Source organism: Streptomyces sp. NBC_00370, from assembly GCF_036084755.1.
Classification (GTDB): Bacteria; Actinomycetota; Actinomycetes; order Streptomycetales; family Streptomycetaceae; genus Streptomyces.
In genome coordinates this window covers 5440299-5464270 of sequence record NZ_CP107968.1, presented here as the reverse complement: position 1 = coordinate 5464270, position 23972 = coordinate 5440299, and the positions used below count along the sequence as shown (strand labels likewise).

Annotated in this window: 25 protein-coding genes; 11 read left to right on the top strand and 14 right to left on the bottom strand. The window is 71.4% G+C overall.

Annotation, left to right across the window (positions count from 1 at the left end; genetic code table 11):
- The first annotated feature begins 38 nt into the window (after positions 1-38).
- A complete protein-coding gene (locus OHS57_RS24430) occupies positions 39-974 on the top strand; it encodes a hypothetical protein (protein WP_328583345.1) in 936 nt (311 codons plus the stop codon).
- Between the two features lie 5 nt (positions 975-979).
- Positions 980-1948 carry a phosphotransferase family protein gene (locus tag OHS57_RS24425; protein WP_328583344.1) on the top strand — a complete coding sequence of 323 codons (969 nt, stop codon included), beginning with the start codon at positions 980-982 and terminating at the stop codon, positions 1946-1948.
- Positions 1949-1975: 27 nt separating this feature from the next.
- Here the strand turns inward: OHS57_RS24425 and OHS57_RS24420 are convergent, their stop codons facing one another.
- The gene (locus tag OHS57_RS24420) at positions 1976-2164 is read right to left on the bottom strand and encodes a hypothetical protein (protein ID WP_328585157.1); all 189 of its coding nucleotides are present in this window, start codon (positions 2162-2164) and stop codon (positions 1976-1978) included.
- Between the two features lie 123 nt (positions 2165-2287).
- Between OHS57_RS24420 and OHS57_RS24415 the strand changes: the two genes are divergently transcribed.
- Positions 2288-3211 carry a phosphotransferase enzyme family protein gene (locus OHS57_RS24415; protein WP_328583343.1) on the top strand — a complete coding sequence of 308 codons (924 nt, stop codon included), beginning with the start codon at positions 2288-2290 and terminating at the stop codon, positions 3209-3211.
- Between the two features lie 9 nt (positions 3212-3220).
- Here OHS57_RS24415 and OHS57_RS24410 read toward each other — a convergent pair whose 3' ends face one another.
- Positions 3221-4594: a sporulation protein gene (locus OHS57_RS24410; protein ID WP_328583342.1), complete on the bottom strand. Its 1374-nt coding sequence runs from the start codon at positions 4592-4594 to the stop codon at positions 3221-3223.
- A gap of 215 nt (positions 4595-4809) precedes the next feature.
- Between OHS57_RS24410 and OHS57_RS24405 the strand changes: the two genes are divergently transcribed.
- Entirely contained in the window at positions 4810-5391 is a 582-nt protein-coding gene (locus OHS57_RS24405; protein WP_328583341.1) for an ATP-binding protein, read from the top strand.
- A 75-nt stretch (positions 5392-5466) separates the two neighbouring features.
- The gene (locus tag OHS57_RS24400; protein WP_328583340.1) at positions 5467-5820 is read left to right on the top strand and encodes a hypothetical protein; all 354 of its coding nucleotides are present in this window, start codon (positions 5467-5469) and stop codon (positions 5818-5820) included.
- On the opposite strand, the gene OHS57_RS24395 is transcribed toward OHS57_RS24400, so the two are convergent.
- A complete protein-coding gene (locus OHS57_RS24395) occupies positions 5813-6742 on the bottom strand; it encodes a zinc-binding dehydrogenase (protein WP_328583339.1) in 930 nt (309 codons plus the stop codon). The two genes, OHS57_RS24400 and OHS57_RS24395, sit on opposite strands and share 8 nt — an antisense overlap.
- A 97-nt stretch (positions 6743-6839) precedes the next feature.
- Between OHS57_RS24395 and OHS57_RS24390 the strand changes: the two genes are divergently transcribed.
- The 3 genes from OHS57_RS24390 (at position 6840) to OHS57_RS24380 (ending at position 8839) form a co-directional block, all read left to right on the top strand.
- Positions 6840-7529 (top strand): TetR/AcrR family transcriptional regulator, encoded by a 690-nt coding sequence (locus OHS57_RS24390; protein ID WP_328583338.1) that lies wholly within the window; start codon positions 6840-6842, stop codon positions 7527-7529.
- Between the two features lie 79 nt (positions 7530-7608).
- Positions 7609-8232, top strand: a complete 624-nt coding sequence (locus tag OHS57_RS24385) for a ClpP family protease (RefSeq protein ID WP_041985183.1) — start codon at positions 7609-7611, stop codon at positions 8230-8232.
- A gap of 1 nt (position 8233) precedes the next feature.
- On the top strand, positions 8234-8839 hold the full coding sequence (locus OHS57_RS24380; RefSeq protein WP_041985185.1) for a ClpP family protease: 606 nt from the start codon (positions 8234-8236) through the stop codon (positions 8837-8839).
- Here the strand turns inward: OHS57_RS24380 and OHS57_RS24375 are convergent.
- Entirely contained in the window at positions 8828-9283 is a 456-nt protein-coding gene (locus OHS57_RS24375; RefSeq protein ID WP_328583337.1) for a helix-turn-helix domain-containing protein, read from the bottom strand. The genes OHS57_RS24380 and OHS57_RS24375 overlap by 12 nt on opposite strands.
- Before the next feature lie 316 nt (positions 9284-9599).
- On the opposite strand from OHS57_RS24375, the gene OHS57_RS24370 reads away from it, so the two are divergent.
- Entirely contained in the window at positions 9600-11270 is a 1671-nt protein-coding gene (locus OHS57_RS24370; protein WP_328585156.1) for a hypothetical protein, read from the top strand.
- A gap of 27 nt (positions 11271-11297) precedes the next feature.
- Here OHS57_RS24370 and OHS57_RS24365 read toward each other — a convergent pair whose 3' ends face one another.
- Entirely contained in the window at positions 11298-11663 is a 366-nt protein-coding gene (locus OHS57_RS24365; protein WP_328583336.1) for a MerR family transcriptional regulator, read from the bottom strand.
- Positions 11664-11821: 158 nt separating this feature from the next.
- On the opposite strand from OHS57_RS24365, the gene OHS57_RS24360 reads away from it, so the two are divergent.
- On the top strand, positions 11822-12727 hold the full coding sequence (locus OHS57_RS24360) for an NADP-dependent oxidoreductase (protein ID WP_328583335.1): 906 nt from the start codon (positions 11822-11824) through the stop codon (positions 12725-12727).
- 64 nt (positions 12728-12791) lie between these two features.
- On the opposite strand, the gene OHS57_RS24355 is transcribed toward OHS57_RS24360, so the two are convergent.
- The 5 genes from OHS57_RS24355 to OHS57_RS24335 form a co-directional block, all read right to left on the bottom strand.
- Positions 12792-13775: a GNAT family N-acetyltransferase gene (locus tag OHS57_RS24355; RefSeq protein ID WP_052457026.1), complete on the bottom strand. Its 984-nt coding sequence runs from the start codon at positions 13773-13775 to the stop codon at positions 12792-12794.
- 177 nt (positions 13776-13952) lie between these two features.
- On the bottom strand, positions 13953-14636 hold the full coding sequence (locus OHS57_RS24350) for an ABC transporter ATP-binding protein (RefSeq protein ID WP_328583334.1): 684 nt from the start codon (positions 14634-14636) through the stop codon (positions 13953-13955).
- Positions 14637-14697: 61 nt separating this feature from the next.
- On the bottom strand, positions 14698-16188 hold the full coding sequence (locus OHS57_RS24345; RefSeq protein WP_328583333.1) for an ABC transporter permease: 1491 nt from the start codon (positions 16186-16188) through the stop codon (positions 14698-14700).
- A 129-nt stretch (positions 16189-16317) separates the two neighbouring features.
- Positions 16318-17595, bottom strand: a complete 1278-nt coding sequence (locus OHS57_RS24340; protein WP_041985194.1) for a L,D-transpeptidase — start codon at positions 17593-17595, stop codon at positions 16318-16320.
- Positions 17596-17760: 165 nt separating this feature from the next.
- Entirely contained in the window at positions 17761-18093 is a 333-nt protein-coding gene (locus OHS57_RS24335) for a hypothetical protein (RefSeq protein ID WP_041985196.1), read from the bottom strand.
- 109 nt (positions 18094-18202) lie between these two features.
- Between OHS57_RS24335 and OHS57_RS24330 the strand changes: the two genes are divergently transcribed.
- Positions 18203-18475: a hypothetical protein gene (locus OHS57_RS24330; protein ID WP_041985199.1), complete on the top strand. Its 273-nt coding sequence runs from the start codon at positions 18203-18205 to the stop codon at positions 18473-18475.
- A gap of 17 nt (positions 18476-18492) precedes the next feature.
- On the opposite strand, the gene hutH is transcribed toward OHS57_RS24330, so the two are convergent.
- The 4 genes from hutH to OHS57_RS24310 form a co-directional block, all read right to left on the bottom strand.
- A complete protein-coding gene (hutH, locus tag OHS57_RS24325; RefSeq protein ID WP_328583332.1) occupies positions 18493-20040 on the bottom strand; it encodes a histidine ammonia-lyase in 1548 nt (515 codons plus the stop codon).
- Between the two features lie 589 nt (positions 20041-20629).
- Positions 20630-21766, bottom strand: a complete 1137-nt coding sequence (locus OHS57_RS24320; RefSeq protein WP_443042954.1) for a diguanylate cyclase domain-containing protein — start codon at positions 21764-21766, stop codon at positions 20630-20632.
- 62 nt (positions 21767-21828) lie between these two features.
- Positions 21829-22638 carry an enoyl-CoA hydratase/isomerase family protein gene (locus OHS57_RS24315; RefSeq protein WP_328583330.1) on the bottom strand — a complete coding sequence of 270 codons (810 nt, stop codon included), beginning with the start codon at positions 22636-22638 and terminating at the stop codon, positions 21829-21831.
- 55 nt (positions 22639-22693) lie between these two features.
- Positions 22694-23848 (bottom strand): adenylate/guanylate cyclase domain-containing protein, encoded by a 1155-nt coding sequence (locus OHS57_RS24310; RefSeq protein WP_328583329.1) that lies wholly within the window; start codon positions 23846-23848, stop codon positions 22694-22696.
- Positions 23849-23972 lie beyond the last annotated feature (124 nt).

Here is a 23972-nt window from a genome sequence, read left to right as displayed (position 1 = left end):
CCCTCCCCCCTCGCCCCCTCCCAGGAACCCAGGTAACCGTGTCCCGCATCATCCCGCTGATCCTGATAGTGATCTGTGTCTTCCTCTGGTACCGGTCGCGGCGCAGCACCGACCGGGTGCTCGCCTCGATGGTCCCGGCGGCGCCGGGCGAGCAGTCGGCGCGCTCGCGCGAACTCGGCCTGCTGCCGCCGGACGAGCTGGACACCACTCGCGCCGCCCCGCAGGCACCGGAACTGTCGCAGGCCCTGACCGCGGCGGGAACGGGCGACTGGCACCAGGCCGCCGCGCTGCTCGGTTCGACGGCGGCCGACCATGAGCTGCGCTGGCTGTACGTCCAGGAGCTGGCCACGGCAGCCGCCGCTGACGACGCCTGGCTGAGCGCCTGGGAGAAGGCCGAGGACAAGAGCGCGGACGCGGCGGTCGTCCGTGCGGCGACGACCCGCGCGGACGCGGACATCGCCCGCGCCAAGGAACTGGACCCGGCCGACCCCACGCCGTACGTCGTGGAACTGGGCACGGCGGACGCGGACGTGGACGGCATCTGGCCGGAGCTACGAGCCCGCGCCCCGCACCACTTCGGCGCCCACCTGGCCGCGCCGGGCTACACACCGGCCGCCCACGAGGCGGCGCAGGCCCCGCCCGGCACGCTGATGTCGGCGTTCCCGCTGCTCGCCTGGTACGAGGAACACCAGGACGCACCGGCGGACACCGAGGAGCTGCGCTCCCTCACGGACCACGCCCTGATGGACGCGGCAGCGGCCCCCACCACCCACCCACACCTGCCCGAACTGCGCCACCTGCTGGCGTACTTCCTCTACCGCCAGTCCAGGTACGACGCGGCGCTGGAACAGTTCCGCCTGGTCGACGGCCACGTGAACGCCCTCCCCTGGAACAACGGCAACACCCTCCGCCGCTACCTGACGGCCCGAGAGGAAACGGTCCAGAAGGCCCACACGACATCCCCGGCCGCCTGACGGTCATGGGTTCCGACGAGGGCGACGGGAGCGACGGCTGGAGCGCCACGCGTGCCTGGGTAGAGAAGCGGCAGCTCAGCTCCGCCTCGGAACGTATCGACAACGTGAGCCGGTTGTCCGGCGGGTGGACGTCCGTGATGCGACGTCTGGACATCACCGGGCCGGACGGCAGCCGCTCGGTGGTACTCCGATCCTTCGTCAGGCCGTTCTTCGTGCGGCATGCGGAGGGTCTGCTGACACGGGAGGCCGACGTGCTGCGGCTGCTCGCCGACACGGATGTCCCCGCCGCCGTGCTCCTGGACGTGGACGCGACGGCGGAGTTCTGCGACCGCCCCTCGCTGCTGATGTCGCTGCTCCCGGGAAGCGTTCGCCTGGACGACGACGACGCTGATCGACGCGGCGACCTGCTGGCACGCCAACTGGCTGCCGTCCACCGAGTACGGGTGGCCTCGGAAGGCCGGCCGCGTAGCTATCAGGCGTGGACCGCGCCCGACCGGGTCAGCCCGCCGGCGGCCACGGAGCGGCCGGAGTTGTGGCAGTGGGCCGTGGACGTCATCCGCCGTGAGCCACCGAGCTATGTGCCGTGCTTTCTGCACAGGGACTACCACCCCGGCAACGTCCTCTTCGAAGGCGCGGGCACCGATCTGCGGATCGGCGGGGTCGTCGACTGGGTGGAGACCTCCTGGGGCCCGGCCGACCTGGACGTCGCCCATTGCTCAACTGCTCTGGCTCTGCTGCACGGTGTCCCGACGGGTATGCGCTTCGCCGACCAATACATCGTCGCGGGCGGCAGCTTGACGAACGACCCGGCAGCGCACCTGTACTGGCGATTGCTGGACGCACTCGCTTTCGCCCCGGACGCCGAAAAGGTAGCCGTCCCCTGGCGGGACCTGGGCCGCACCGACCTGACCCCCGCCGTCCTGGCGAACAGGTTGGAGGACTACATTGAGGCCCTCCTCACCCGCTACGCGTGACACCGGCCACAGCGGCACCGGCCGCGCCTATCGCTTGCGCGCTCTGCAGCGCTTCATCAACGCGGTGATCCGCGCCGGGTCGGCGTGGCCGTTGAGTTCGCCGAGAAGATCGTCGGGACACAACTCGTACAGATCGCCCCACCAACGGCGCCCACGGTTGTCCCAAATCCAGTAGCCACCGGGGACACCCCGGGCGACGTAGCGTCTACGGCTCAGTGCCCCCACCCCCGCCAACACTGTGTCATGCGTGACCATACGTATGGCGGGGGCGTCAGGCGAGGCAATACTGCGGCTGCACACACGTCTGCAGTTCCATGAGCCTTGGGGAGTGGTTGCGGTATGCCGTCGTCGGAGACTGCGCATGGGGGACCCGAGCGGTTCACGTCGGTCCGTGCGTACGAGGTGATGGCCGAGGCGTGCCGTGCGGCCGGGCTGGAAGACGACGGGGCGCGGCTGCTCAGGCTCGGTGAGAACGCGCTCTTCCGGCTTGGGCGGCATCCGATGGTCGTGCGGATCGCCCGGTCGGCGGAATACCTGGACGCCGCACGGACGGAGGTGCGCGTCTCGCGGTGGCTGGAGACGGAGGGCTTTCCCGCCTCGCGGGTGGTTGCGGACATCGAGCAGGCGCTCCTGGTATCCGGCCACCCGGTGACTTTCTGGCATCTGATCGAGGAGAGCGACAGGAAGCCGACGTACGGCGAACTCGGCGGCGTACTGCACGACTTGCACGCGCTCCACCTGCCGGCGGGGCTGGACCTCCCTCCGTACGACGCTCTTCGACGGTCGGACCTGCGCATCGAGAAGGCCAAGGGCATACCGGACGACGACCGCGAATTCCTGCGCAAGCGTGGCCGTGAACTGCGGGAGCGAATCGCGGAGTTGCGGTTCGAGTCGCCGCGCGGCCCGGTCCACGGGGACGCGCACGTGCAGAACCTCATGGTGAACCGCCGCGATCAGGCCGTCCTGATCGACTTCGAGGTCTTCTGTCATGACCACCCCGAGTGGGACCTGATGGTCACGGCGACCGAACACGACAGCCTGGGGTGGCAGACGGCCGAGCAGTACGCCGCGTTCACGCGCGCGTACGGCCGCGATCTGCGCGACTGGCACGGCTTTCCGACACTGCGCGCGACGCAGGAGTTCAAGATGACCACCTGGCTGATGCAGAACATCGGCGAGAGCGACGAGATCGCCCGCGAGTACGCCCGGCGGATTGCGTCGCTCCGCGACGACAGGGCGCCTCGCGACTGGCAGCCGGGCTGACCGAATCCGCTACTCGTCGTCGAGACCGGCGAGGGCAACCCGCACGAGTTCGTTGAACTGCCGCACGGCTGGGTTCGTCGCATGCGGAGCGACCTCGCGCCGAAAGTCCGTGACATAGCGCTGGAAGCGCGCCGACTGGAGTGCGTCCCCCTGCGCCATCGCCGACCCGGCGGTCGTGACAGCAGCCTCCAGCTGGCCGTCGCGGAGCAGGCTCTGCGCGAGCACCAACCGGCAGAAGCCCAGGGTGCGGGCGTACTTGGGGTCGGTCAGCCTGACGGCCCGCTCGGCGTACGAGACGGCGAGCGCCGATTCGCCGAGGTCGCGGAAACAGTGGCTGAACTCGCCGGCCAGTTCGGCCTCGTCCACGTACGCCAACCAGGCGGGATCGTCGGCTGTCTCCGCGCGGTCGAAGTAGCTCTCTGCCTCGCGCATCGCCCGCCGGGCGCCTCCGGGGTTCAGTCCTGTGGCCAGCGCGCGGGCCTCGTGCGCGGCGAACAGCGCCATGGCACGGGGCGTCGCGCGGCCGTGTCCACCACCTTCGACCGCGGCGCGAGCCAATCGTGTGGCCCTCGGCGCTTGGCCCAGGTAGTTGGCCTGGTGACTCATGTTGGCGAGGATGCGCGAGCCCGTCATGCGGTCGCCCGTGACCTGCGTGAGCCGGAGCGTGGACAACAGGTATCGGGCCGCGAGGTGGTGGTTACCGCTGTCGTAGGCGGTCCATGCGAGCAGTTGTGCGCTCTCGGCGGCAGCACTGAAAAGAGCCGTGCCGACACGCTCGCTGTAACCACCGCTGAGCAGGGGCAGTACCTCATGCCGGAAGTAGTGGCGCAGCGCCCTGTGCCCGTGGCCACCGCCGTAGAGGAAGTCCAGCCGCATGAACATCTCGGCGGCCGTGCGGACCGCGGCGACGTCGCGCATACCGACACGCCGGGAGCCGCCGCCGTCGGCCGGTAAGCCGTCCGGGCGCGAGACGAGCCACGACAGTACGGCCGTGTTGATCTCGCCGTCGTGCGGCAACTCGGTGACGGACGAGGAGTCCTCCGGTCGAAGCTGCGTCAGACCGTCGAGTACACCGAGGGCTTCGGCGAGCGACGTGGCATAGCTGGCCCCGGTGGCGGCGGGGCGGACGGTCGCTTCAGGGAAGCCGAGATCGCGCGGTGTGATCCGGCGTCCCAGCTTCTCGGCCAGCGCCTCGGCCAGGTACGCCGCTGTCTCCGCCTGAATGCCGCTGCCGTCGAGCCACCGCTGCACGGCCACATGCGTCGTTCCGACATGCGCGCCGTGACGCGAGGCCACCCCCTGCACCCGTCGGGCCAGGCCCTTGTTGGAGGCTCCGGCCTCGGCCATGAGCGCGGCCAGTCGGTGATTCGGCTCCCTGCCCACGATCCCCCCTGTTACGGGTCGATTACGGCAAGTGTTCATCGTGCCACGCCATTTCGGCCATGTACCGGGGGTTCACGAACGAACCCCCCCGACTCGTCGTGAACCCCCGTGGTCACACGGACCCCGCTGTGGACGCTGCCGGTCGGTCACAACTCGCCGTTGACTTGCCCGCACACGGCGGCGCTCCTGGCTGCCGACGAACGGAGGACAATGCGATGACTTCGCGAGAGAACCATCGCCGGCCCTTGCGTACGGCGCATCTCGCGGCTCTGGAGCCGGCCGACATCGCCGGATCGGAACGCAGCCGCGCGGTGACCCTAGACGCGGAAGCCCCCGATACGGGGGCAGTGGTCCGCCGCCTGGCCTTCGATGCCCTGCATGACTGGGATCTCCACCGACTGGTGGACGACGTCAGTCTGTGTCTGTCCGAACTCGTCGGCAACGCCGTGCATCACGCCGTCCCGGACGGGTGGCAGACAGCGGCGGTCAGCGGTGAGAGCAGCGGCGGCCGAAAGATCGCCGTGACCGTCCGGGCCTGGCCCACGTGCCTGTTCCTGGAGGTCGCCGACGAGGACTCGACACCCCCGATGCTTCCGGCAGGTGACCTGCTCGCCGGTGACGACCCGGACATGCCTTCGGACGCGCTGCTCGCCGACAACGGCCGGGGCCTGCTGATCATCCAGTCGCTGTCCGACGCGGCATGGTGGGCACCACGCGAAGAAGGTGGCAAGAGCGTCTTCTGCCGCTTCGACCTGGACGACGGGACTGCGTCCACATCTCCGCCGCTCCCCTACTGACAAACTCGATGAAGCAACCGTCCCCCATGCGAGATCGTGTGCGAGGGCCTAGAAGACTCGGGGGGGGATCGCGTGATGACGACAACCGGTGAGGTGCCGTCGGCAGGTGTGAAGGGGACGCTCGACGCGCTGCTCGACGGGGGTGGTTCGGTGCGGGCCGCGTTGCGGGCGCAAGTGGGGTTCGTGCGGGTCGTCGGTAGGTGCGCCTGCGGGTGCGCGAGCGTCGATCTGGCCGTGGATCGTGCGGCCGTGGCGCCCGCTCCGGTGCACGGGAACCCAGCGGCGGACGCCTGGTACGTCGAGCCGGCCGACGCGGGCGTGATGGTGTTCACGCGGGACGGCTATCTCTCGCTGTTGGAGATCTACTCGTCCGCCGCCGCGCCGGTCACCGACTGGCCGGAGCCGCGCTTCGTGGCGCCCCTCACGTGATGTCGAGTACCGCCTTGCCGTGGAGGCGGCCTTCGAGCATTGCCGTGACTGCTTCGGCGGACTCGTTCCAGCTGCCTCGCCAGGAGATTCCCGGGTTCAGGGTTCCGGCCGTGACCTGGTCCGCCAGCCAGGTCAGGGCCGGGGTCAGGTCGGGGCTGGACAGGAGGAAGAAGCTGACGATCGCGCGGTTGTGGCGGCCCTGGTCGCCGAAGAGGGCGCCGTAGGGGAAGTGTTCGGGTTCGCCCGCGCTGTGGCCCAGGGCGACCAGCGTGCCGTTCTCCGTCAACTTGTCGTAGGACTGGACCAGTTGCTCGCCGCCCACCATGTCCAGCACCGCGTCCACCGGGCCGGCCAGGCGGGCGGGGGCCGCGATTACCTCGTGGGCTCCCAGGGTGCGCAGTTCTTCGCCGTGCGTGTCCGGGTCTCCGGTGGAGGCGATGACGTACGCGCCGCTCTGGCGGGCGAGTTGGACCGCGTAGCGGCCGACGCCGCCCGTGGCGCCGGTGATCAGGATTCGGCGGCCGAGCAAGGGGCCCGTTCTGCGGAGGGCGAGCAGGGCGCTGGTGGCTGCCACCGGGATGGTGCTGATCGCGCCGAGGTCGGCGGACGGCTGGACCGCGCCGAGCAAGTCCGTGTCCACGGCGCGCAGTTCGGCCCAGGCGCCGTCGGCGCCGAGCGTGACCACAGGGGTTCCGGCGGCCGGGCCCGAGCCGTCGGCTGCCGCGCGTTCAACCACGCCCGCCGCGTCCCAGCCGAGCACGGCGCCGTCGGGGGCCGCGCTGACGCCGTGCTTGACCTCGCCCTGGTTGAGCGAGGTGGCGACCACCCTGACCAGCGCCTCGTGCGGACCAGGGAGCGGGTCGGGGGCCTCGCCGAGGCGGATACCCGCGGGGGCGGTGCGGTCGACGAGCAGGGCGCGCATGGTGAACACCTTTCGGTCAGTGGCGTGGCCTCCATCGTAATGCTACTCAGTGGCATACGCCTACGCATGGCATTCGCTCCGGCGGTACGATCGGTCCGTGACCAGCTCCGAGACCGTGCCGCGCCCCTCGCTGCGCGAGCGCAAGAAGCAGCGCACCCGCCAAGCGCTCATCGACTCCGCCCTTGAGCTGTTCGGCGAGCGCGGATTCGGCGGCGTCACGCTCGACGAGCTGTGCGACACGGTCGACGTCTCCAAGCGCACCTTCTTCCGCACCTTCAGCAGCAAGGAGGACGTCGCCTCCGCCCCTACCCAGGACATCTGGCTGACGTTCCTGACCGAGCTGGAGGCCCCCGGCGGCCCCGCTGCCGCAGTCGAGGATCCGCCGCTGCTGGAGCTGATGCGTGACGCGCTCCTCGCCGCACTCACGCGCGTCCTGGCCGACGACGGCGCCGAGCGGCGCATCCTGCTCAGCAGGCAACTGGCCGGGCAGACCCCCTCCATGGACGCCCACGGCCTGGAGTTCTGCGCGCGCACCACGGAGCGCGCGCTGGAGATCCTGCGCCGCAGGTTCGACCTGCCGGAACGCGACGACCCGCGCCCCCGCCTCGCCGTCGACGTGCTGCTCGCCGCGTTCCACCTCGCGCTCGCCGGCTGGGCGGCGCAGCCGGCCCGTACCGACCTCGGCGGACTGTTCCGCGAGACCGTCGCCGCGCTCCCCGGCAGCCTGACGCTCACCGCTGCGCCGCGCTCTGCCCTCGGCGAATCTGCCGCGGGCCGAGAACGCTGACCTGGCGGGGCCGACGCACGGATGGTGGAGGGGTCTCAGCGCCCGGGCCGGCCGGCCCAGGTGCGGCGAAGGAGGACCCATGTACGTACGTGCCGCCGGCGACGGCGATACGCCCGCCACCCAGTTCGACGACCATCTGGCAGCGCAACTGCTCACGCAGCGGATCATCGTCCTCGGCACCCAGGTCGACGACGTGTCGGCCAACCGCGTCTGTGCCCAACTGCTCCTGCTGTCGGCCGAGGACCCGAAGACCGACATCAGCCTCTACATCAACAGCCCCGGCGGATCGGTGACGGCCGGGCTCGCGATCTACGACACGATGCGGCTCGTCCCGAACGACGTGTCGACGCTCGCCATGGGATTCGCCGCCAGCATGGGCCAGTTCCTGCTCTGCGTCGGACAGCACGGCAAGCGCCACGCCCTGCCGAACGCGCGGATCATGATGCATCAGCCGTCGGCCGGGATCGGCGGTACGGCGGCGGACATCGCGATCCAGGCCGAGAACCTCGACTTCACCAAGAAGGCGATCGAGCGGATCACCGCCGAACACACGGGGCAGAGCGCGGAGACCGTCTCCCGCGACGGGGACCGCGACCGGTGGTTCACGGCCGAACAGGCCAGGGAGTACGGGATGATCGACCGCGTCGTCGAGTCGCTTGACGACGTACGGCCCGCGGGGTCGCGGCGACGGGCGGGGCTGTGACATGAGCCAGTACACGATTCCGACCGTCGTCCAGCGCACCCCGCAGGGCGAGCGGGCGTACGACATCTACAGCCGGCTGCTCTCCGAGCGGGTCATCTTCCTCGGTACGGAACTGGACGACGGCGTCGCGAACGTCGTCATCGCCCAGCTCTTCCATCTGGAGTTCTCCGACCCGGAACGGGAGATCTCGATCTACATCAACTCCCCCGGCGGCTCGTTCACTTCGCTCATGGCGATCTACGACACGATGAGCTACGTGAGCGCGCCCGTCTCGACGTACTGCGTCGGCCAGGCCGCGTCAACGGCCGCCGTCCTGCTGGCCGGTGGCGCGCCGGGGCGGCGGTTCATCCTCGAACACTCGCGGGTGCTGCTGGGGCAGCCGGCCAGCGGCGGGCAGCAGGGGACCGTGTCGGACCTCAGCCTCCGGGCCAAGGAGGTGCTGCGGATCCGCTCGGAGGTCGAGGAGGTGCTGTCCCGGCACACGCCGCACGACGTCGCGACGCTGCGGGCCGACATGGACCGCGACAAGGTGTTCACGGCGCGCGAGGCCGTGGCGTACGGGCTCGCCGACGAAGTGCTCAGCCGGCGCCGGGTGTCAGGCGGCTAGCGAGAGCACCTGGCCCTGGCCCGGGCGGGTGACGGAGGTGCCGGTACGCCGGGACGTCACCGACGTTACGGAGGTGACGGACGTCGCCGAGGTCACCGAGCTGACCGACCTCGCCGCGTCAGGCCCGACCCGGTCCACGGCGGTCAGCCGGATCAACTCGACCCGGGCCAGGCCCAGCAGATCGGCGAGCCGCAGCCCGAGCGCGTGCGCGGCGGCGGCGAGGACTTCGGACGAGGCCTCCTTGCGGCCGCGCTCCAGCTCGGACAGATACGGCAGGGAGATCCTCGCCGCCTCGGCCACCTGCTTGAGCGTGCGCTCCTGCGCGAGCCGTTCACGGCGCAGCACATCACCGACGACATCGCGCCACAACGGCTCTCTGACCGCGCGGGCGGCGGCCGGGCGCAGCGGGATGACGCGGGCGTCGTTCGGCACATGACTGGTCACCCCTCCAGAGTAGGAGGCACGCGCCGGGCCGGCAGCCGTGTTCCGCCGCCGGCGAAATCAACTGGCCGACAGCGTGCGCTCCGGCCACCCGGCGGCGGACGTTCTCGGCGTCCTCGGCGCACGGCCGTACCCGGATGTGATCCTGCGCACCCACACCCCCGCGAGCAGCTGTCTCGGGGAGATCCTGATCAGGCAGGTACGCCAGGACGTCCCGGTTGCGGAAGGGGGCGTTCTGGATACGTGACCCTTACCTTCGCCTAGGCTCGGTGCCGTGCGGACGATCGAAGAGAAGACAGGGAGCGGGCGAGGCGACCCCATGGCCCGGCGCAAGGCCGTCGCGCGGCGCGCCGTTCACCGGCTGCGGGTGCCGCTGATCGCGACGGCCGTCGTCGTACCGCTGTACGCGGTATGGGCCGTCCTCCTCGCGACGGGCGGCGGCGACCTGGCGGCGCAGTTCGCCTGGGCCGGGTTCATGCGCCGGCACCCGGCGACCCCCTACGACCTGTCCTGGTACGGCGGCACGCACACCGCCAACTACAGCCTGCTGGCGCCCGCGCTGATGGCCGTCCTCGGCGTCAAGGCGGTCTCGGTGGCCGCCGGGCTCGCCGGGAGCTGGGGCATGGCGCTGCTCTTCGTACGGGCCGGGGTACGGCGGCCGTTGTGGCCCGCGGTGCTCGCCGCGCTGGTCCTGTGGTGCAACGTCGCGTCCGGGCGTACGACGTTCGCGCTCGGGGTGGCGATCGGCCTGTTCACCCTGCTGTACGTCCGGCGGACGGTGCTCGCTGTGCTGCTCGCCACGCTCACCGCCGCGGCGAGCCCGGTGGCCGGGCTCTTCCTGGTGGTGGCGGGCGCGGCGTATCTGCTGGACCGCCGGTGGACGCAGGCGGCCGTACTGGTCGTACCGCCGGCGTTCGTGGTGGGCACGGTCTCGGTCCTCTTCCCCTTCCAGGGCGAACAGCCCATGGGCCCCGGCAAGTTGGTGATGCCGCTCATCGCCTGCGCGGCCCTCGGCCTGACCGCGCCGCGCACCTGGCGGCTCGTCCGGTTCGGCACCGCCGTGTACGCGGCGGGGGTCGTGCTGACGTACGCCGTCACCTCACCGATCGGTACGAACGTGGAGCGGCTGGTGGGGCTCGCGGGGCCGCCCCTGCTGCTCGCGGCGCTGCTGACGCGCGGTGTCAGCCGGGCCCACTTCATGTCCTTCGTGCGCTCACCGAGCCTGCGCCGCGCGGTGCCACGGGCCGTGCTGGTGGCGGCTGTTCTGGTGAACACCGGCTGGGTGATCAACAAGACGGACGACGACCTGCGGGTCTCCAACACCGTGCCCGCCTGGGCGGAGCGCAGCGCGGGCGTGGCGGCGGCGCTGCGGCGGCTCGGCGCCGAGCGCACCCGGGTCGAGGTCGTCCCGGCGCGCGACCACCGGGAGGCGGCGATCCTCGCCCCGCACATCAACATGGCGCGCGGCTGGAACCGTCAACTGGACGTGGTGCGCGGCCGGGTCTTCTACGAGGGCCCGCTCACCGCCGAGACGTACCGCGGCTGGCTGGACCGCTGGGCGGTCGGCCTGGTCGTCCTGCCGCACGGCACCCCCGACGGCCCCGCCGAGTCCGAGGCCGCCGTCGTCCGCTCGGAGCCGGACTGGCTGGAGCCGGTGTGGCAGGACAGCGGGTGGACGGTCTACCGGGTACGCGACGCCGTCCCGCTGGTCTCACCGCCGGGCTCCGTAGCGCGGAGCAGCGAGGCGGACCTGCTGGTCCGGATGCCGGTGGCGGGTTCGGTGACGGTACGGATCGCGTACTCGCCGTGGCTGCGGGCGAAGGGCGCGTGCGTGGCACGCGACGGCCACTGGACCCGGCTGACGGTCCCCGAGGCCGGCGACTACCGGCTGAGTTCGACCTACCGGCTGCCGAGGGACGGCGGCTGCACGGCGAAGCCCCCGAGGGCCACGGCGTGGACGACCGCGACCCTGACCCGGCCGGCCCTGTGACCGGGCCGGATCACTGATCCGCGGTTCTCACCGCAGGTGAGGGCAGTCGGCGTCCGGGTCCCGGGTGAGGGTGATCACGTCGTCGAGCCGGTCGCGCACAGCCAGCAGGTCGGTGATCCGCTCGTCGATGCGGACCCGTTCCGCCTCCATCTGGTCCAGGAGTTTCGGGGACGCCTCACCCGAGTCCACGCACGGCAGCACGTCGCGGACCACCCGGCTCGGGAGGCCCGCGGCGTACAGCTGCTGGATCAGCCGGACCCGGCTGACGGCGGTGTCGGGGTAGTGCCGGTGGCCACCGGGGCTGCGGCACGCCTGGAGCAGATCCTGCTGCTCGTAGTAGCGCAGCGCCCGTACGCTCACTCCCGCCTGGTCGGCGACCTCACCGATGCGCACCTGTCCTCCTCCGGCCGGTCCGCCGGACGGTGGGCCCGTCCGACTTGCAACTGACGTCAGTGTCAGGTTTTAGCGTAGTGAACGTCGGCGTCCGCCGGACATTCGCCCCACTGATCTCACGTACGGCCGGTGCAGGCCGTGTGGAAAGGCAGTACGTCATGCGCGCAGTCCGCTATCACGAGTACGGCGGTGTGGAGACCCTGGTGGTCGAGCAGGCGCCGGATCCGCATCCCGGGCCCGGCGAGATCCGCGTCCGCGTCGCGGCGGCCGGTGTCAATCCCGTCGACTGGAAGGTGCGCTCCGGTGCGGCGCGCGAGGTGCTTCCCGTGGATCTGCCGGCGATTCCCGGCCGTGACGCCGTCGGCATCGTTGACGAGACCGGTGAGGGCGTGCGGGGGGTGAGCGTCGGCGACCGGGTCTTCGGGCTGGGCGGTGTCACCGGTGCGACGGCGGAGCTGGCCGTCTTCTCGGCCTGGGCCCACGCGCCCACCACGTGGACCGACGAGGAGGCCGCGGGCGCCGGGCTTGCGTCCGTGACCGCGCTGGGCGGGCTGAAGGCGCTCGGTCCCCTCCAGGGGCGCACCCTGCTCGTCGAGGGCGCCTCCGGAGGCGTGGGCAGTGCCGCGGTGGAGATCGCGGTGGCTCAGGGCGCCACCGTGATCGGGACGGCGAGCGAGCGCAACCACGCGTTCCTCACGTCACTCGGAGCCGTTCCCACCACCTACGGCGCGGGCCTCGCCGAGCGCCTGGCCGCCCTGGCCCCTGGCGGTGTCGACCTCGCGCTCGACACCGTGGCCTCCGGGTCGCTGGCCGATCTCGTCGCGATCGTGGGCGACCCCGCCCGTGTGTCGACGGTCGCCGACCACACCAACGCGCAGCTTCTGGGCGTACATGTGGCCAACGCGGTGAACGACTCGGCCCTCCTCACCGAAGCGGCCGAACTCGGCCGGCAGGGCCGCTACATGCCGCGCATCGAGCGGACGTACCCGCTCGACCGGATCGCGGAGGCGCACGCGTACTCCGAGCGCGGGCACGTGCGGGGGAAGATCGTGGTCCGCGTCTGAGCCGCCTGCTCAGCCGCCTGTCCGGCCGCCTGCTCAGCCGCCTGCTCCGGCGCCCGTGCGGCCGCTACAGCTTCGCCTCGAACAGACCCGCCGGGCGTTCGCGCCGGTAGCCCAGCGACTCGTTCACCGCCAGCATCGAGGTGTTCTCGTCGGCGACGGTCGTGCTGATCTCCCGTACCCCCGGGTGCCGTTCGTGCAGTCCCGCCAGCAGATGGCGTTTGACCGCGCGGCCGAGGCCGCGGCCCCGGTGGCGCGGGACGACGACCGTCGCGTGCTGCAGAGCGCGGGCGTCCGTCGGGGCTTTCAGTACGACCTCGGTGTACGCGGCCACGGCGTCGTCCGCTTCGGGTTCGAGCACCGCCGAGGTGAGGACGACTCCGCCGCGCTGCTCGATCAGCCGGGCCACGGCTTTCGCTCTCGCCACGTCCCGGTCCAGTTGGTGGGTGACCGGCGCCTCGCCGAAGGCGTCGCGTTCCGTGCCGCGGGCGCGGGCGAAGGCCTCGGCCCACTCGTCGGGGACGCTGCCCGTCCAGTCGGCGAAGCGCAGCCCCTCGGGCAGCGGGGGTTCCGGTATCTCTTCGAGTGCCTGGCCGACCTTCTGCACGTACCAGCCGAGCGGCTGCACGTTGGTGAAGCCCAGGCTGTCGACGAACGCCTCGCCCGCGCCGCCCAGTTCGAGCACGGTGGTGATGGACGTCCGTCCGTCGGCGGCGAGTTCGGCCCGTATCGCGGTCCAGAGCTTCGCGCCTATGCCGTGCCGCCTGGCCTTCGGGTGCACCACCAGCGGGTCGAGCAGCGCGGTGTGCCGCAGGTGTTCGTCCGAGAACAGCAGGAGCGAGGCGACGCCGTCGTACGAGCCGTCGGCGGCGGTCGAGGCGAGATGGACGTTGCGCCCGCCGACCGGCGGCAGGCTCAGCTTCCCCGCCGTCTCCGCCTTGCTGGGCTCGGGCACTGCGGCCGGCAGGTCGCGCACGTGCGCGGCGCTGACCACCGCGTGCCAGGCGGCTGTCTCGGTGGCCGTGGGCGGGCTTCCCAGAGTGATCAGCATGGACCGAACCTACGCGTACGAGGGTGGTGACGCCCCCGAGTTGCCGGGACGTCCGGGCGGTCGGGCGGTGGGCGGTCTGGCGGAACAGCGCGGACGGAGACGTACAGCACGGGTCGAACAGGACGAGCGGTGTTCCCGCCCCCGGCACCGGGCCGGGGACGGGAACACCGCGAGGACTCAGGCCGCCGCGTTCTCGGTGACCGTGACGCGTCCCTTGCGGATCGTCGCCAGCCGCGGCGCGCGGCGGGCGATGGAGCTGTCGTGAGTGACCATGATGAAGGTCAGGCCGTGCTCTTTCCAGAGCCCCTCAAGCAGTTCCATGATTTCGTCACGCATGGATTCGTCGAGATTTCCGGTCGGTTCGTCGGCCAGCAGCACCTTCGGCCGCTTGACCAGCGCACGGGCGATGGCGACCCGTTGCTGCTGGCCGCCGGACAACTCGCCCGGCAGATGGCCGAATCGCTCGCCGAGTCCGACGGATTCCAGCGCCTGCGCGGCTTGTTCACGCCTGGCCGCCCCCTTGAGGCCGAGCGGCACCAGGGCCGTCTCGACGTTCTCCTGCGCCGTGAGCGTCGGAATGAGGTTGAAGCTCTGGAAGACGAAGCCGATGTTCTCGGCCCTGACCCTGGTCAGCCGGGCCTCGGGCAGCTTCGCCAGGTTCACCCCGTCGAACTCGACGGTGCCCTCGGTCGGCCGGTCGAGGCCGCCGAGCATCTGCAGCAGCGTCGACTTGCCGCCGCCCGTGGGTCCTTGGATGACGAGTCTGCCGCCGTCCTCGATGGTCAGGTCGACGCCCGCGAGGGCGTCGACGGTCTTCTTGCCTCGCTGATAGCGCTTGGTGACGCCGGTGAGCTGGTACACGGTGCAACTCCTGCGGTACGGGTCTGCGTGGGGGCCGGAAGACCCCGGGGACGGGGGACGGTCACTCGACGCGGCGCAGCGCGTCGGCCGGCCGCAGCCGGGAGGCGCGCCAGCCGCCGAACCCGCCGGCGATCAGACCGCCGGCGACCGCGAGACCGACCGCGAGGGCGATGGTGGCCAGGGAGACGGGCGCCGACAGCGCCACATCGACGACTTTGGACGTGGACTGCCGGGCGAACCCGCCGCCGCCCCCGCCGCCGCCGAAGCCGCCGGGACCGCCGCCCGCGGGGCCGCCCGCGCCACCGCCACCGCTACCGCCGAGCTGCGCGGTGAGCGAGGGGCTGACGGCGGTGACGGCGTACGCGCCCGCGAGACCCACGGCGATGCCGAGCACCCCGCCGATCAGGCCGTTGACGACGGCCTCACCGACCACCTGCCGGGTGACCCGGCCGCTCTTCCAGCCGAGCGCCTTGAGCGTGCCGAACTCCCGCACCCGGCGGCTGACCGCCGACGAGGTGAGCAGTCCCGCCACCACGAAGGCGGCGATCAGCACCACCAGCGAGAGCCACTTGCCGACGTTCGACGCCAAGTCCGATGCGGTGGACAGCGATCCGGAGACGGTGTCGGCGAGATCGGCCGACGTGGTGACCGTCGTACCCGGCACGTTCTTCTGCACGGCCGACTTGACGCCGTCGATCCGCTGCGAGTCGGTGGCCTTCACATAGACCGTGGTGACCTTGTTCTTGGCGTCGGCCAGGGTCTGCGCCTGGGTCAGCGGCAGATACACGTTGGCGGCCGGATCGCCGCTGTCCGCCGTCGCTATTCCGACAACCTGGAACTTCGTGCCGGAGACGGTGACCGTCGAACCGGCCTTCAGCTTCTTCTGCTTGGCGTAGGCGCTGTCGACGACGGCGACCTTCGCGTTCGTCTCGGACGCCTTGAACGTACGGCCCGACGTGAGCTTCGACGAGGTCAGCGGGCCGAGCGCCAGGTGCGCCACGTCGGTCCCGTACACACTGAACGAGTCGACGTCGAAGTTGGCACCGCCGCCCTCGACCCGGCCCTGGGTCCTGCCGCCGCCGCCCTGACCGGGTCCCGCGCCGCCGCCCTGCTGCTCGTCCTGCTTGAACTGCCCCCTGGTGAACTGGCCGTTGACCTTCAGTACGGTCAGATTGAGACCGCCGACCGCCGAGGCCACGCCGTCCTGCGCCGCGACCTTGGTGACGGTGGACGAGGCGAGGGTCTGGAAACCCTGCACCATGACCCGGTCGCTGCTCTGCTTCGAGGTGTCACCCTCGCCCTTGGCACCGAACTTGAAGCTGGGGCGCTGCCCGCCACTGGTCGAACTCGGCGGCGGTGCGGCCTTGGTGACCGTCATGTCCGTGCCGAGGCCGTAGAGGGACTGCAGGACCTTGTCCTGCGCCTTGCCCATCCCCGCGGAGACCGAGCTGACGACAATCACCAGCGCAATGCCGAGGGCGAGCCCGGAGGCGACGACGAGCGCCGCCTTTCTGCGTCGGCGCAGCTCGCGCCGGAGGTAGATGAAGAACATGTGGCGAAGCTAGGCCCGGCTCGTGACGAAGACTTGAGGCCACCGTGAGAGCTGGATGAGAACGGAGAAGGCGGCGGCACCGAAAGGTGCCGCCGCCTTCTCCGACCGCTCAGAAACCGCCCGGCCGGATCAGACCGCCGAACCGGCCTTCCAGTCCGCCCAGTTCATGTTCCAGCCGTTGAGGCCGTTGTCCGGGGCGATGGTCTTGTCGTTGGAGTTCTTGACGACGACCACGTCACCGATGAGCGAGTGGCTGAAGAACCAGTGCGCCGGCATGTTCGGGTCGCCCGCGCCCTTCACGTCCTGCAGGCCCACACAGCCGTGGCTGGTGTTGGCGCTGCCGAAGACCGAGGGGGCACCCCAGTAGTTGCCGTGCACGAACGTGCCCGAGCTGGACAGCCGCATGGCGTCGGGGACGTCCTTGATGTCGTACTCGCCCTTGCCGTCGGAGTCCGTGAAGCCGACCGTCGCACCGTCCATGCGGGTCTTCTTGTACTTCTCGGAGATCACCATCTGGCCGTTGTACGTGGTGTTCTCGGGCGAGCCGGCCGAGATCGGGATGGTCTTGATCGTCTTGCCGTTCTGCTGCACCTTCATGGTGTGCGCCTTGGCGTCGACGGTGCTGACCTGGTTACGGCCGATGGTGAAGCTGACGGTCTTCTGCTGGACGCCGTAGAGACCCTTCGCGCCCTGCACACCGTCCAGTTGCAGCTTCAGCGTGACCTTGGAGCCGGCCTGCCAGTACTGGTCGGGCCGGAAGTCGAGACGCTGCGAGTTGAACCAGTGCCCGACGACCTCCTGGCCACTGCTCGACGAGACCTGGATCCCCGTCTGCACGGCCTTCTTGTCCGTGATGGCCTTGTCGAAGTTGATCGACACGGGCATCCCGACGCCGACGGTCGAACCGTCCTCGGGGGTGAAGTTGCCGATGAAGCTGTTCGCGGGCGAGACGGTGGTGAAGGAGGAGTTCTCGTTGGCCGAGCGGCCCTTCGAGTCCTTCGCCGTCGCGGCGATCTTGTACGAGGTGGAGCGGTCGAGCTGGCCGTCCGGCTTCCAGCTCGTACCGTCGGCGGACAGCGAGCCCTTGACCGGGTCGCCGGCGGCGGTCGTCATCGTGACCTCGGTCAGCTTGCCCTTACTGACCGTGACCTTCGCGTCGTCGTTGATGCCCGCGTTGTTGGCGCCGTTCTTCGGGAGGATGGCTATCTGGGCCTCGGAGGTGTCCTTGGCCGCCGCCTCGTCCACCTGGGCCTGTGAGGATGACTTGGTCGGGTCCCCGGCGCCGCTGGTGTCGTCCTTGCCGTCACCACCGCTACAGGCCGAGAGCACCAGAACACCGCCAAGCAGTGCGGACGCGGCCGTGAGGCCCTTGCGCCGCTTGCTTTTCGTCATCACACGCTTCTCCATACATCGCCGATTGCAGTGCCGATAACCTTTAAGAACACCCGGTCCGGTTCGTCCGGTTCCACTTCGGCCGAAGATGTGGCGCAAGCCACTCGCCCGGTCCGTGGCGCGGCCCCGGTCCCACGTCTGCCGTCGGACCGGGGCCTTCCAGGGTGTCACGCCCGCGCGCTACTCCCGACCACCGTCGTTCTCGTCGTCCTCGTCGGGGTCCCACTCCAACGAGTCGGGGTCGTAGTCGATCAGCTCGCTCGTCCACGACGCCTGGGTCAGCTCGACCCCCGGGATGTCGCTGATCAGGTCGACGGGCTCCACGAGATACGCCAGCGCCTCGGCGCCGTCCTCCCGCGCGGCGAGCCGGGCGAGCGTGCGCTCGTCCTCCGGCATCGATTCGTCGGTCCCGATCCGCGTGAGCGCCGCTCCGCTCAGCACATCGTGGTCCTCGATCTCCAGTACCAATTCCACCCGTAGCCGTACATACCGTGATGTCTCAGAAGTGGTCATACGACGGAGCGTAGAGCTGATGCCCGCTACGGCTTTCCTCCGACCCGCTGCTTTCACTAGCATCAGCGCACCCCGCCATTCAGGCGTCCTCATGAGGGGGGATCGTTACGTGTCTGTCGCACGCCGACCGCTGCTGACGGCGGCCGCCGCCGGAATCCTGCTCTGCGCCCTCTGGTTCGTCCCTTCCGCCAGAGGCGGCGACGACCACAGCACCCCGCACCAGCAGTCCACCGGCTACTCCCGGGGCTCCGGCTCCCAGCAGCTCGCCCTCGGCGGCACGGACGGCGTCGACGCGACGCCCTACCTGATCGCCGGCGCCGCCGTCCTCGCCGCGGCCGCGGGCTACGGCGTCCACGTGGTCCGCCGCGCCCGCCCCGCGTAGGCCTCGCCGCCCGCGCCTTACGCCAGCGGCCCGGTCACCGCTTCGACCGCCGCCACCAGCTGTCCCTCCCGTACGAACGCGTCCGCCGCCGCCAGGTCCGGCGCGAGGAAGCGGTCAGGCCCCGGGCCCGCGACCCCGGCCGCCCGCAGCGCGTCGATCGCCGCCTGCGAGGCGGGCGCCGGCGTCAGCCCCGTACGCAGCTCGATCGCCCGGGTCGCCGCGTACAGCTCGACGGCGATGATCCGCGACAGGTTGTCGACGGCGGTCCGCAGCTTGCGCGCCGCCGACCAGCCCATCGACACGTGGTCCTCCTGCATCGCCGACGACGGGATCGAGTCGACCGACGCCGGGACCGCGAGCCGCTTCATCTCGCTGACCAGCGCCGCCTGCGTGTACTGGGCGATCATCAGCCCCGAGTCGACGCCCGGGTCACCGGCGAGGAACGGCGGCAGCCCGTGCGACCGGTTCTTGTCGAGCAGCCGGTCCGTACGGCGCTCGGCGATCGACCCCAGGTCGGCGGCGGCGATGGCCAGGAAGTCCAGTACGTACGCGACGGGCGCGCCGTGGAAGTTGCCGTTCGACTCGACCCGCCCGTCGGGCAGCACCACCGGGTTGTCGACGGCGGCGGCCAGCTCCCGGTCCGCCACCAGCCGCGCGTACCCGAGCGTGTCCCGCCCGGCCCCGGCCACCTGCGGCGCGCACCGCACCGAGTACGCGTCCTGCACGCGCGGCGCCGCGTCCTCCTGGAAGTGCCCGGTCAGCCCGGACCCGGCGAGCACCCGCAGCATGTTGTCGGCGCTGGCCCCCTGCCCGGGGTGCGGCCGGATCGCGTGCAGCTCGGGCGCGAGCACCTTGGCCGTGCCCAGCAGGGCCTCCAGGCTCAGCGCCGCCGTGATGTCGGCGGAGGTGTAGAGCCGGTGCAGATCGGCGAGGGCCATGACCAGCATGCCGAGCATGCCGTCGGTCCCGTTCAGCAGCGCGAGCCCCTCCTTCTCCCGCAGCTCGACCGGCGCGATGCCGTGCGCGGCGAGCAGCTCGCCGGCCGGCCGTACGACACCGTCGGGGCCCTCGGCGTCACCCTCGCCCATGAGCGTCAGGGCGCAGTGCGACAGCGGCGCGAGGTCGCCTGAGCAGCCGAGGGAACCGAACTCGTGGACCACGGGCGTGATCCCCGCGTTCAGTACGTCCGCCATGGTCTGCGCGACCTCGGGCCGTACGCCGGTGTGGCCCGAAGCGACGGTCTTGAGCCGCAGGAACATCAGCGCGCGCACGACGTCCCGCTCGACGGCCGGGCCCATGCCCGCGGCATGGCTGCGCACGATGTTGCGCTGCAACTGCGCGCGCAGGTCCGGGCTGATGTGCCGCGTGGCGAGCGCCCCGAACCCGGTGGAGACCCCGTACACCGGCTCGGGCTTGGCGGCGAGCGCGTCGACGATCTCCCGGGCGGCGGCGAGCGCGTCGAGCGCGGAGCCGTCGAGCTGAACTTTCGCGCGGCCGCGGGCGACGGCGATGACATCCTCGGCGGTGGTCCCGGCGGTGCCGACCACGACGGTGTGCATATTCATATTCACGAGCGTACGGATTGAATCCACGCGTGTCACCGTCGGGGGTTTCGCCGTCCGGCGCGGTTCGCTTGGCGGTCTGGGTTGCGGTGGTCGCCGGGGGCGGTGCCGCCGTCCGGCGCGGTGTCGCCGTCCGGCGCGGTGTCGCCGTCCGGCGCGGTTCGGGGTTGCGGGTCTTGGTTGCGGTGGTTGCCGGGTGTCGTTCCGGGGTCGTGTCCTGCGCTGCATGATTTACGGCGCGTACTCCCGAGACGCGGAGCCACCGCCGAGATGCGCCACAAATCACGCTCTACGCTCCGGACACCACCCCTGCACGACCCCCTTCAGCCCCCGCCCCATCGGGACGGCTACCCGGACCCGCTGCCCGCAGGGCACCGCTCACCCGCGCTGACGCGGACGGGTGTGGCTGACCGCCGGGGGGAGGGGGCCGGGGCCGGAGGAGGGGGGTGTCCGGACGTAAAGCGAAGGAGCTCATGCGACAAGCAGTCCGGACACCCCCCTCCGCAGGACCCGGACACCGCCACGTGTGCCAACAACCGCAACCGAGACCCGCACCCCCCGCCGGAAGGCGACACCGCGCAGGACACGACCGTCACCCCGGCGGAGGCGCGTCCCGGAACACGCGGCGGGACTCGCCCCTCGGCGGCGCGTCCGCCAGGCGGATCACCGCGCCGTCCCGCCCCGCCACCACCGGCAGCGGCGCGCGCGCCGCCTTCGCGCGGTATTGCGCCGCGTCCGCCAGCCGGAACAAGCGTCGCGCCGACGTGACGTTCCCGATCGGGTCGCCCGTCGAGGCGACCCCGCACGCCACGCCCTCCCCCATCTCCAGCGACGCCGAGCGCTCGCACAGCTCCGTCGCGACCGCGATCACCTCGTCCGCCGAAGGGCCCGCCGTCAGCAGGCAGAACTCGTCGCCGCCCAGCCGCGCCGCCAGCGCGCCGGGGAGTTTCGCGCCGCACAGGGACAGCAGCGAGGCGAATCGTTCCAGCAGGCGGTCGCCCACCGCGTGGCCGTGGGTGTCGTTGACCTTCTTCAGGCCGTTGAGGTCGCAGACGACGAGGCTGACGACCGAGCCGTCCGCACGATGGCCCGCGATGGCCTCGTCGAGGCGCATGTCGACCGCGCGCCGGTTCGCGAGGCCGGTGAGCGGGTCGGTGAAGGCCAAGCGGCGCACCTCTTCGAGGCGTTCCGTCTGGGCGAGACCCGCCGCGACGACCGCGGCGATGACGGTCGCGAAGTCCGCCTCGTCCTCGCCGAAGGGCGCGGCGCCGAGCGGGCGGGCCACGTACAGCTCACCCCAGGCGCGCCCGTGCAGGATGATCGGCGCGACGACACAGCAGCCTCGCCCCCGGCGGCGCAGCGCGGCGACGCGCTGGTGGCAGTAGCCGGGGTCGCCGCCGGTCGGGCCGTCCGAGGTCTCGACCCAGGCGTGGGGACCGCCGCCGCCCGCCCACTTCTCGTGCAGGAACTCGGCGATCTCGGGGAACTGGTGGACGGGGTACGTCTCGTCCTCGGGGAACTCGTCCTCGTCCGGTGTCCGCTCCCCCGCGTTGACGAGGACCTTCAGCCGGCCGAGGTCGCGTTCCCAGACCGACAGCGCGCCGAAGCTCCCGCCGAGCGCTTCGCGGGCGCCCTGCGCCGCGGCCAGCCAGGACTCGCGGGGTGTGTGGGCCGCCGCCATGGCCTGGGCCAGCGCCACGACGGCCCGCAATCGCACATCCACTCCCATCACCCCACCCTAGAGGGGTTCGGGTGTTTGATCACTCGGAGCGATCGACAGTTACTCTGCGTTCACTCGCCCGGCCATTGCGGTGCGCGTTTCTCGTTGAAGGCGGCCACTCCCTCGGCCCGGTCGCCGGAGAACGCGACCGAGCGCCAGGCCGCGTCCTCGACGTCGAGGCCGGCGCGCAGGTCGAGCCCCTGGCCCAGGCGCAGCGCGCGTTTGGCCGCGCGCAGGCCGAGCGGGGAGTTCTGGGCGATGCGGGCGGCGAGGGCGAGGGCTTCGTCGCGGTCGGTGCCGGCGTCCACGAGGTGGTCGACCAGGCCCAGCTCGGCCGCTTCGGCCGCCTCGACGCGGCGCGCGGTGAGGATCAGCTCGGCGGCGCGGGCGGAGCCGACGCGGCGCGGCAGCAGTTGCGTACCGCCCCCGCCGGGGATGACGCCGACCGACACCTCGGGGAGCCCGACGACGGCCGTGCGGTCGGCGACGATCAGGTCGCAGGAGAGCGCCAGCTCGAAGCCGCCGCCGAGGGCGAAGCCGTGCACGGCCGCGACGACGGGCATGGGCAGTTCGAGTACGCCGGTGTAGGCGGCGCGGGTGACGGGCCGCTGCCGCATGAGGTCGGCGTCGCTGAAGGAGTTGCGCTCCTTGAGGTCGGCGCCGACGCAGAAGGCCCGGGGGTGGGTGGAGGTCAGCGCCGTGACCCGTACGGACGGGTCGGCGGCCAGCGCCTCGCAGGCCGCGGCGATGGACCGGGCCATTTCCGTCGACACGGCGTTCATCGCCGCCGGCCGGTCGAGGACCAGCTCGGCGACATGGTCGTAGCGCCGTACGCCCACGAACTCCCCGAACCGCAGCTCGGCCTCTTCGGTCTCCGCCATGGCCCCACCCTCTCGGTTAACGATGGTTCACCGGCAGATGTTAGACCGCGTCGCGTCAGCCGGGACGGCGGGCCAGCAGCCAGGGCTCCACGACGCCGAGGCCGCGCACCGGACGCTGCCACATCGGCTGGAGCGCGAAGCGGTACGAGGGGGCGGCCTCGCCCTCCTTCTCGGCCTTCGCCGTCGCCTCGGCCGCCTGCGACTCGGAGGCCGGGGCCTCACCCGTACGGATCAGCCCTTCCGCGAACGCGCCGTCCACCAGGACGGTGTCCTTGGGAGCTATCGACGTCAGCCTGCTGGCGAGATTGACGGTCGTGCCGAAGACGTCGCCCATGCGGGTGGTGACCGTGCCGAAGGCGATGCCGACGCGCAGCGCGGGCATCGTCTCGTCGTGGGTCATGGTCTCGATGAGCCGCAGGGCGATCTCGGCGGCCGTGCCCGCGTCGTCGGCGGCGAACAGCACCTCGTCGCCGAGGGTCTTGATCAGCCGGCCGCCGTGCGCGGCGACCAGGTCGGCCGACGTCGTCTCGAACGCCTCGACCAGCTCGCCCAGTTCCTCCTCTTCGAGGCGCCGGGTCAGCCGGGTGAATCCGACGAGGTCGGCGAAGCCGACGGCGAGCCGGCGGTCGACCATCTCCTCGTCGTCGGCGGCCTGCACGACGCGTCCGGTGGCTGCTGCGAGCTGACGCCGCCACACGTAGACCAGGAACTCCTCCAGCTCGGGCAGGAGCAGCTCCACCAGGGGGTACGTGACCTCGGTGCGCGTCATGCCGGGCTCGGGCGGCTCGGTGAGGCCTTCCAGGAACGAGTCGATCTGCCACTCGGCGAGCCGGGCGGTGGTCTGTCCGGTGGACCTGGCGACCTGGATCGCCATGGGCTCGCTGAGCAGCCCGGCCTCCACGAGACCCGCGAGGCGGCGCAGCGCCAGCACGTCGGCCTCGGTCAGCGCCTTGGCCTGGCCGATGTCGGCGAAGCCCATGGCGCGCCAGAAGCGCGAGGCGAGATCCATGGAGACGCCGGCGGTACGGGCGGCCTGGAAGGGGGTGTACTGCCGGTCGGCGCCGAGGATCAGCTGTTCGAGCCTGATCGCCAGCGGGTCGTCGGTCGGCTCCGCGGTGTGATCGACGACGTGGTGCGGTGTGTGGTGGGCCGATGAGTCCGACGGCGGCGGTGTGTCGTCCGCGCCGGACGTCGTGTCGTCGACGGTCACCGGCCGCCTCCTGCCCGTTCCCTGCGCACTGCCCTGCCGATCTGTCCGACTTCCCCGAACGGGCTCAACGATACGGCAGATGTGCCCTGGCTCACGTCCCGGTGGCGCCGTACGGCCGCGCGGC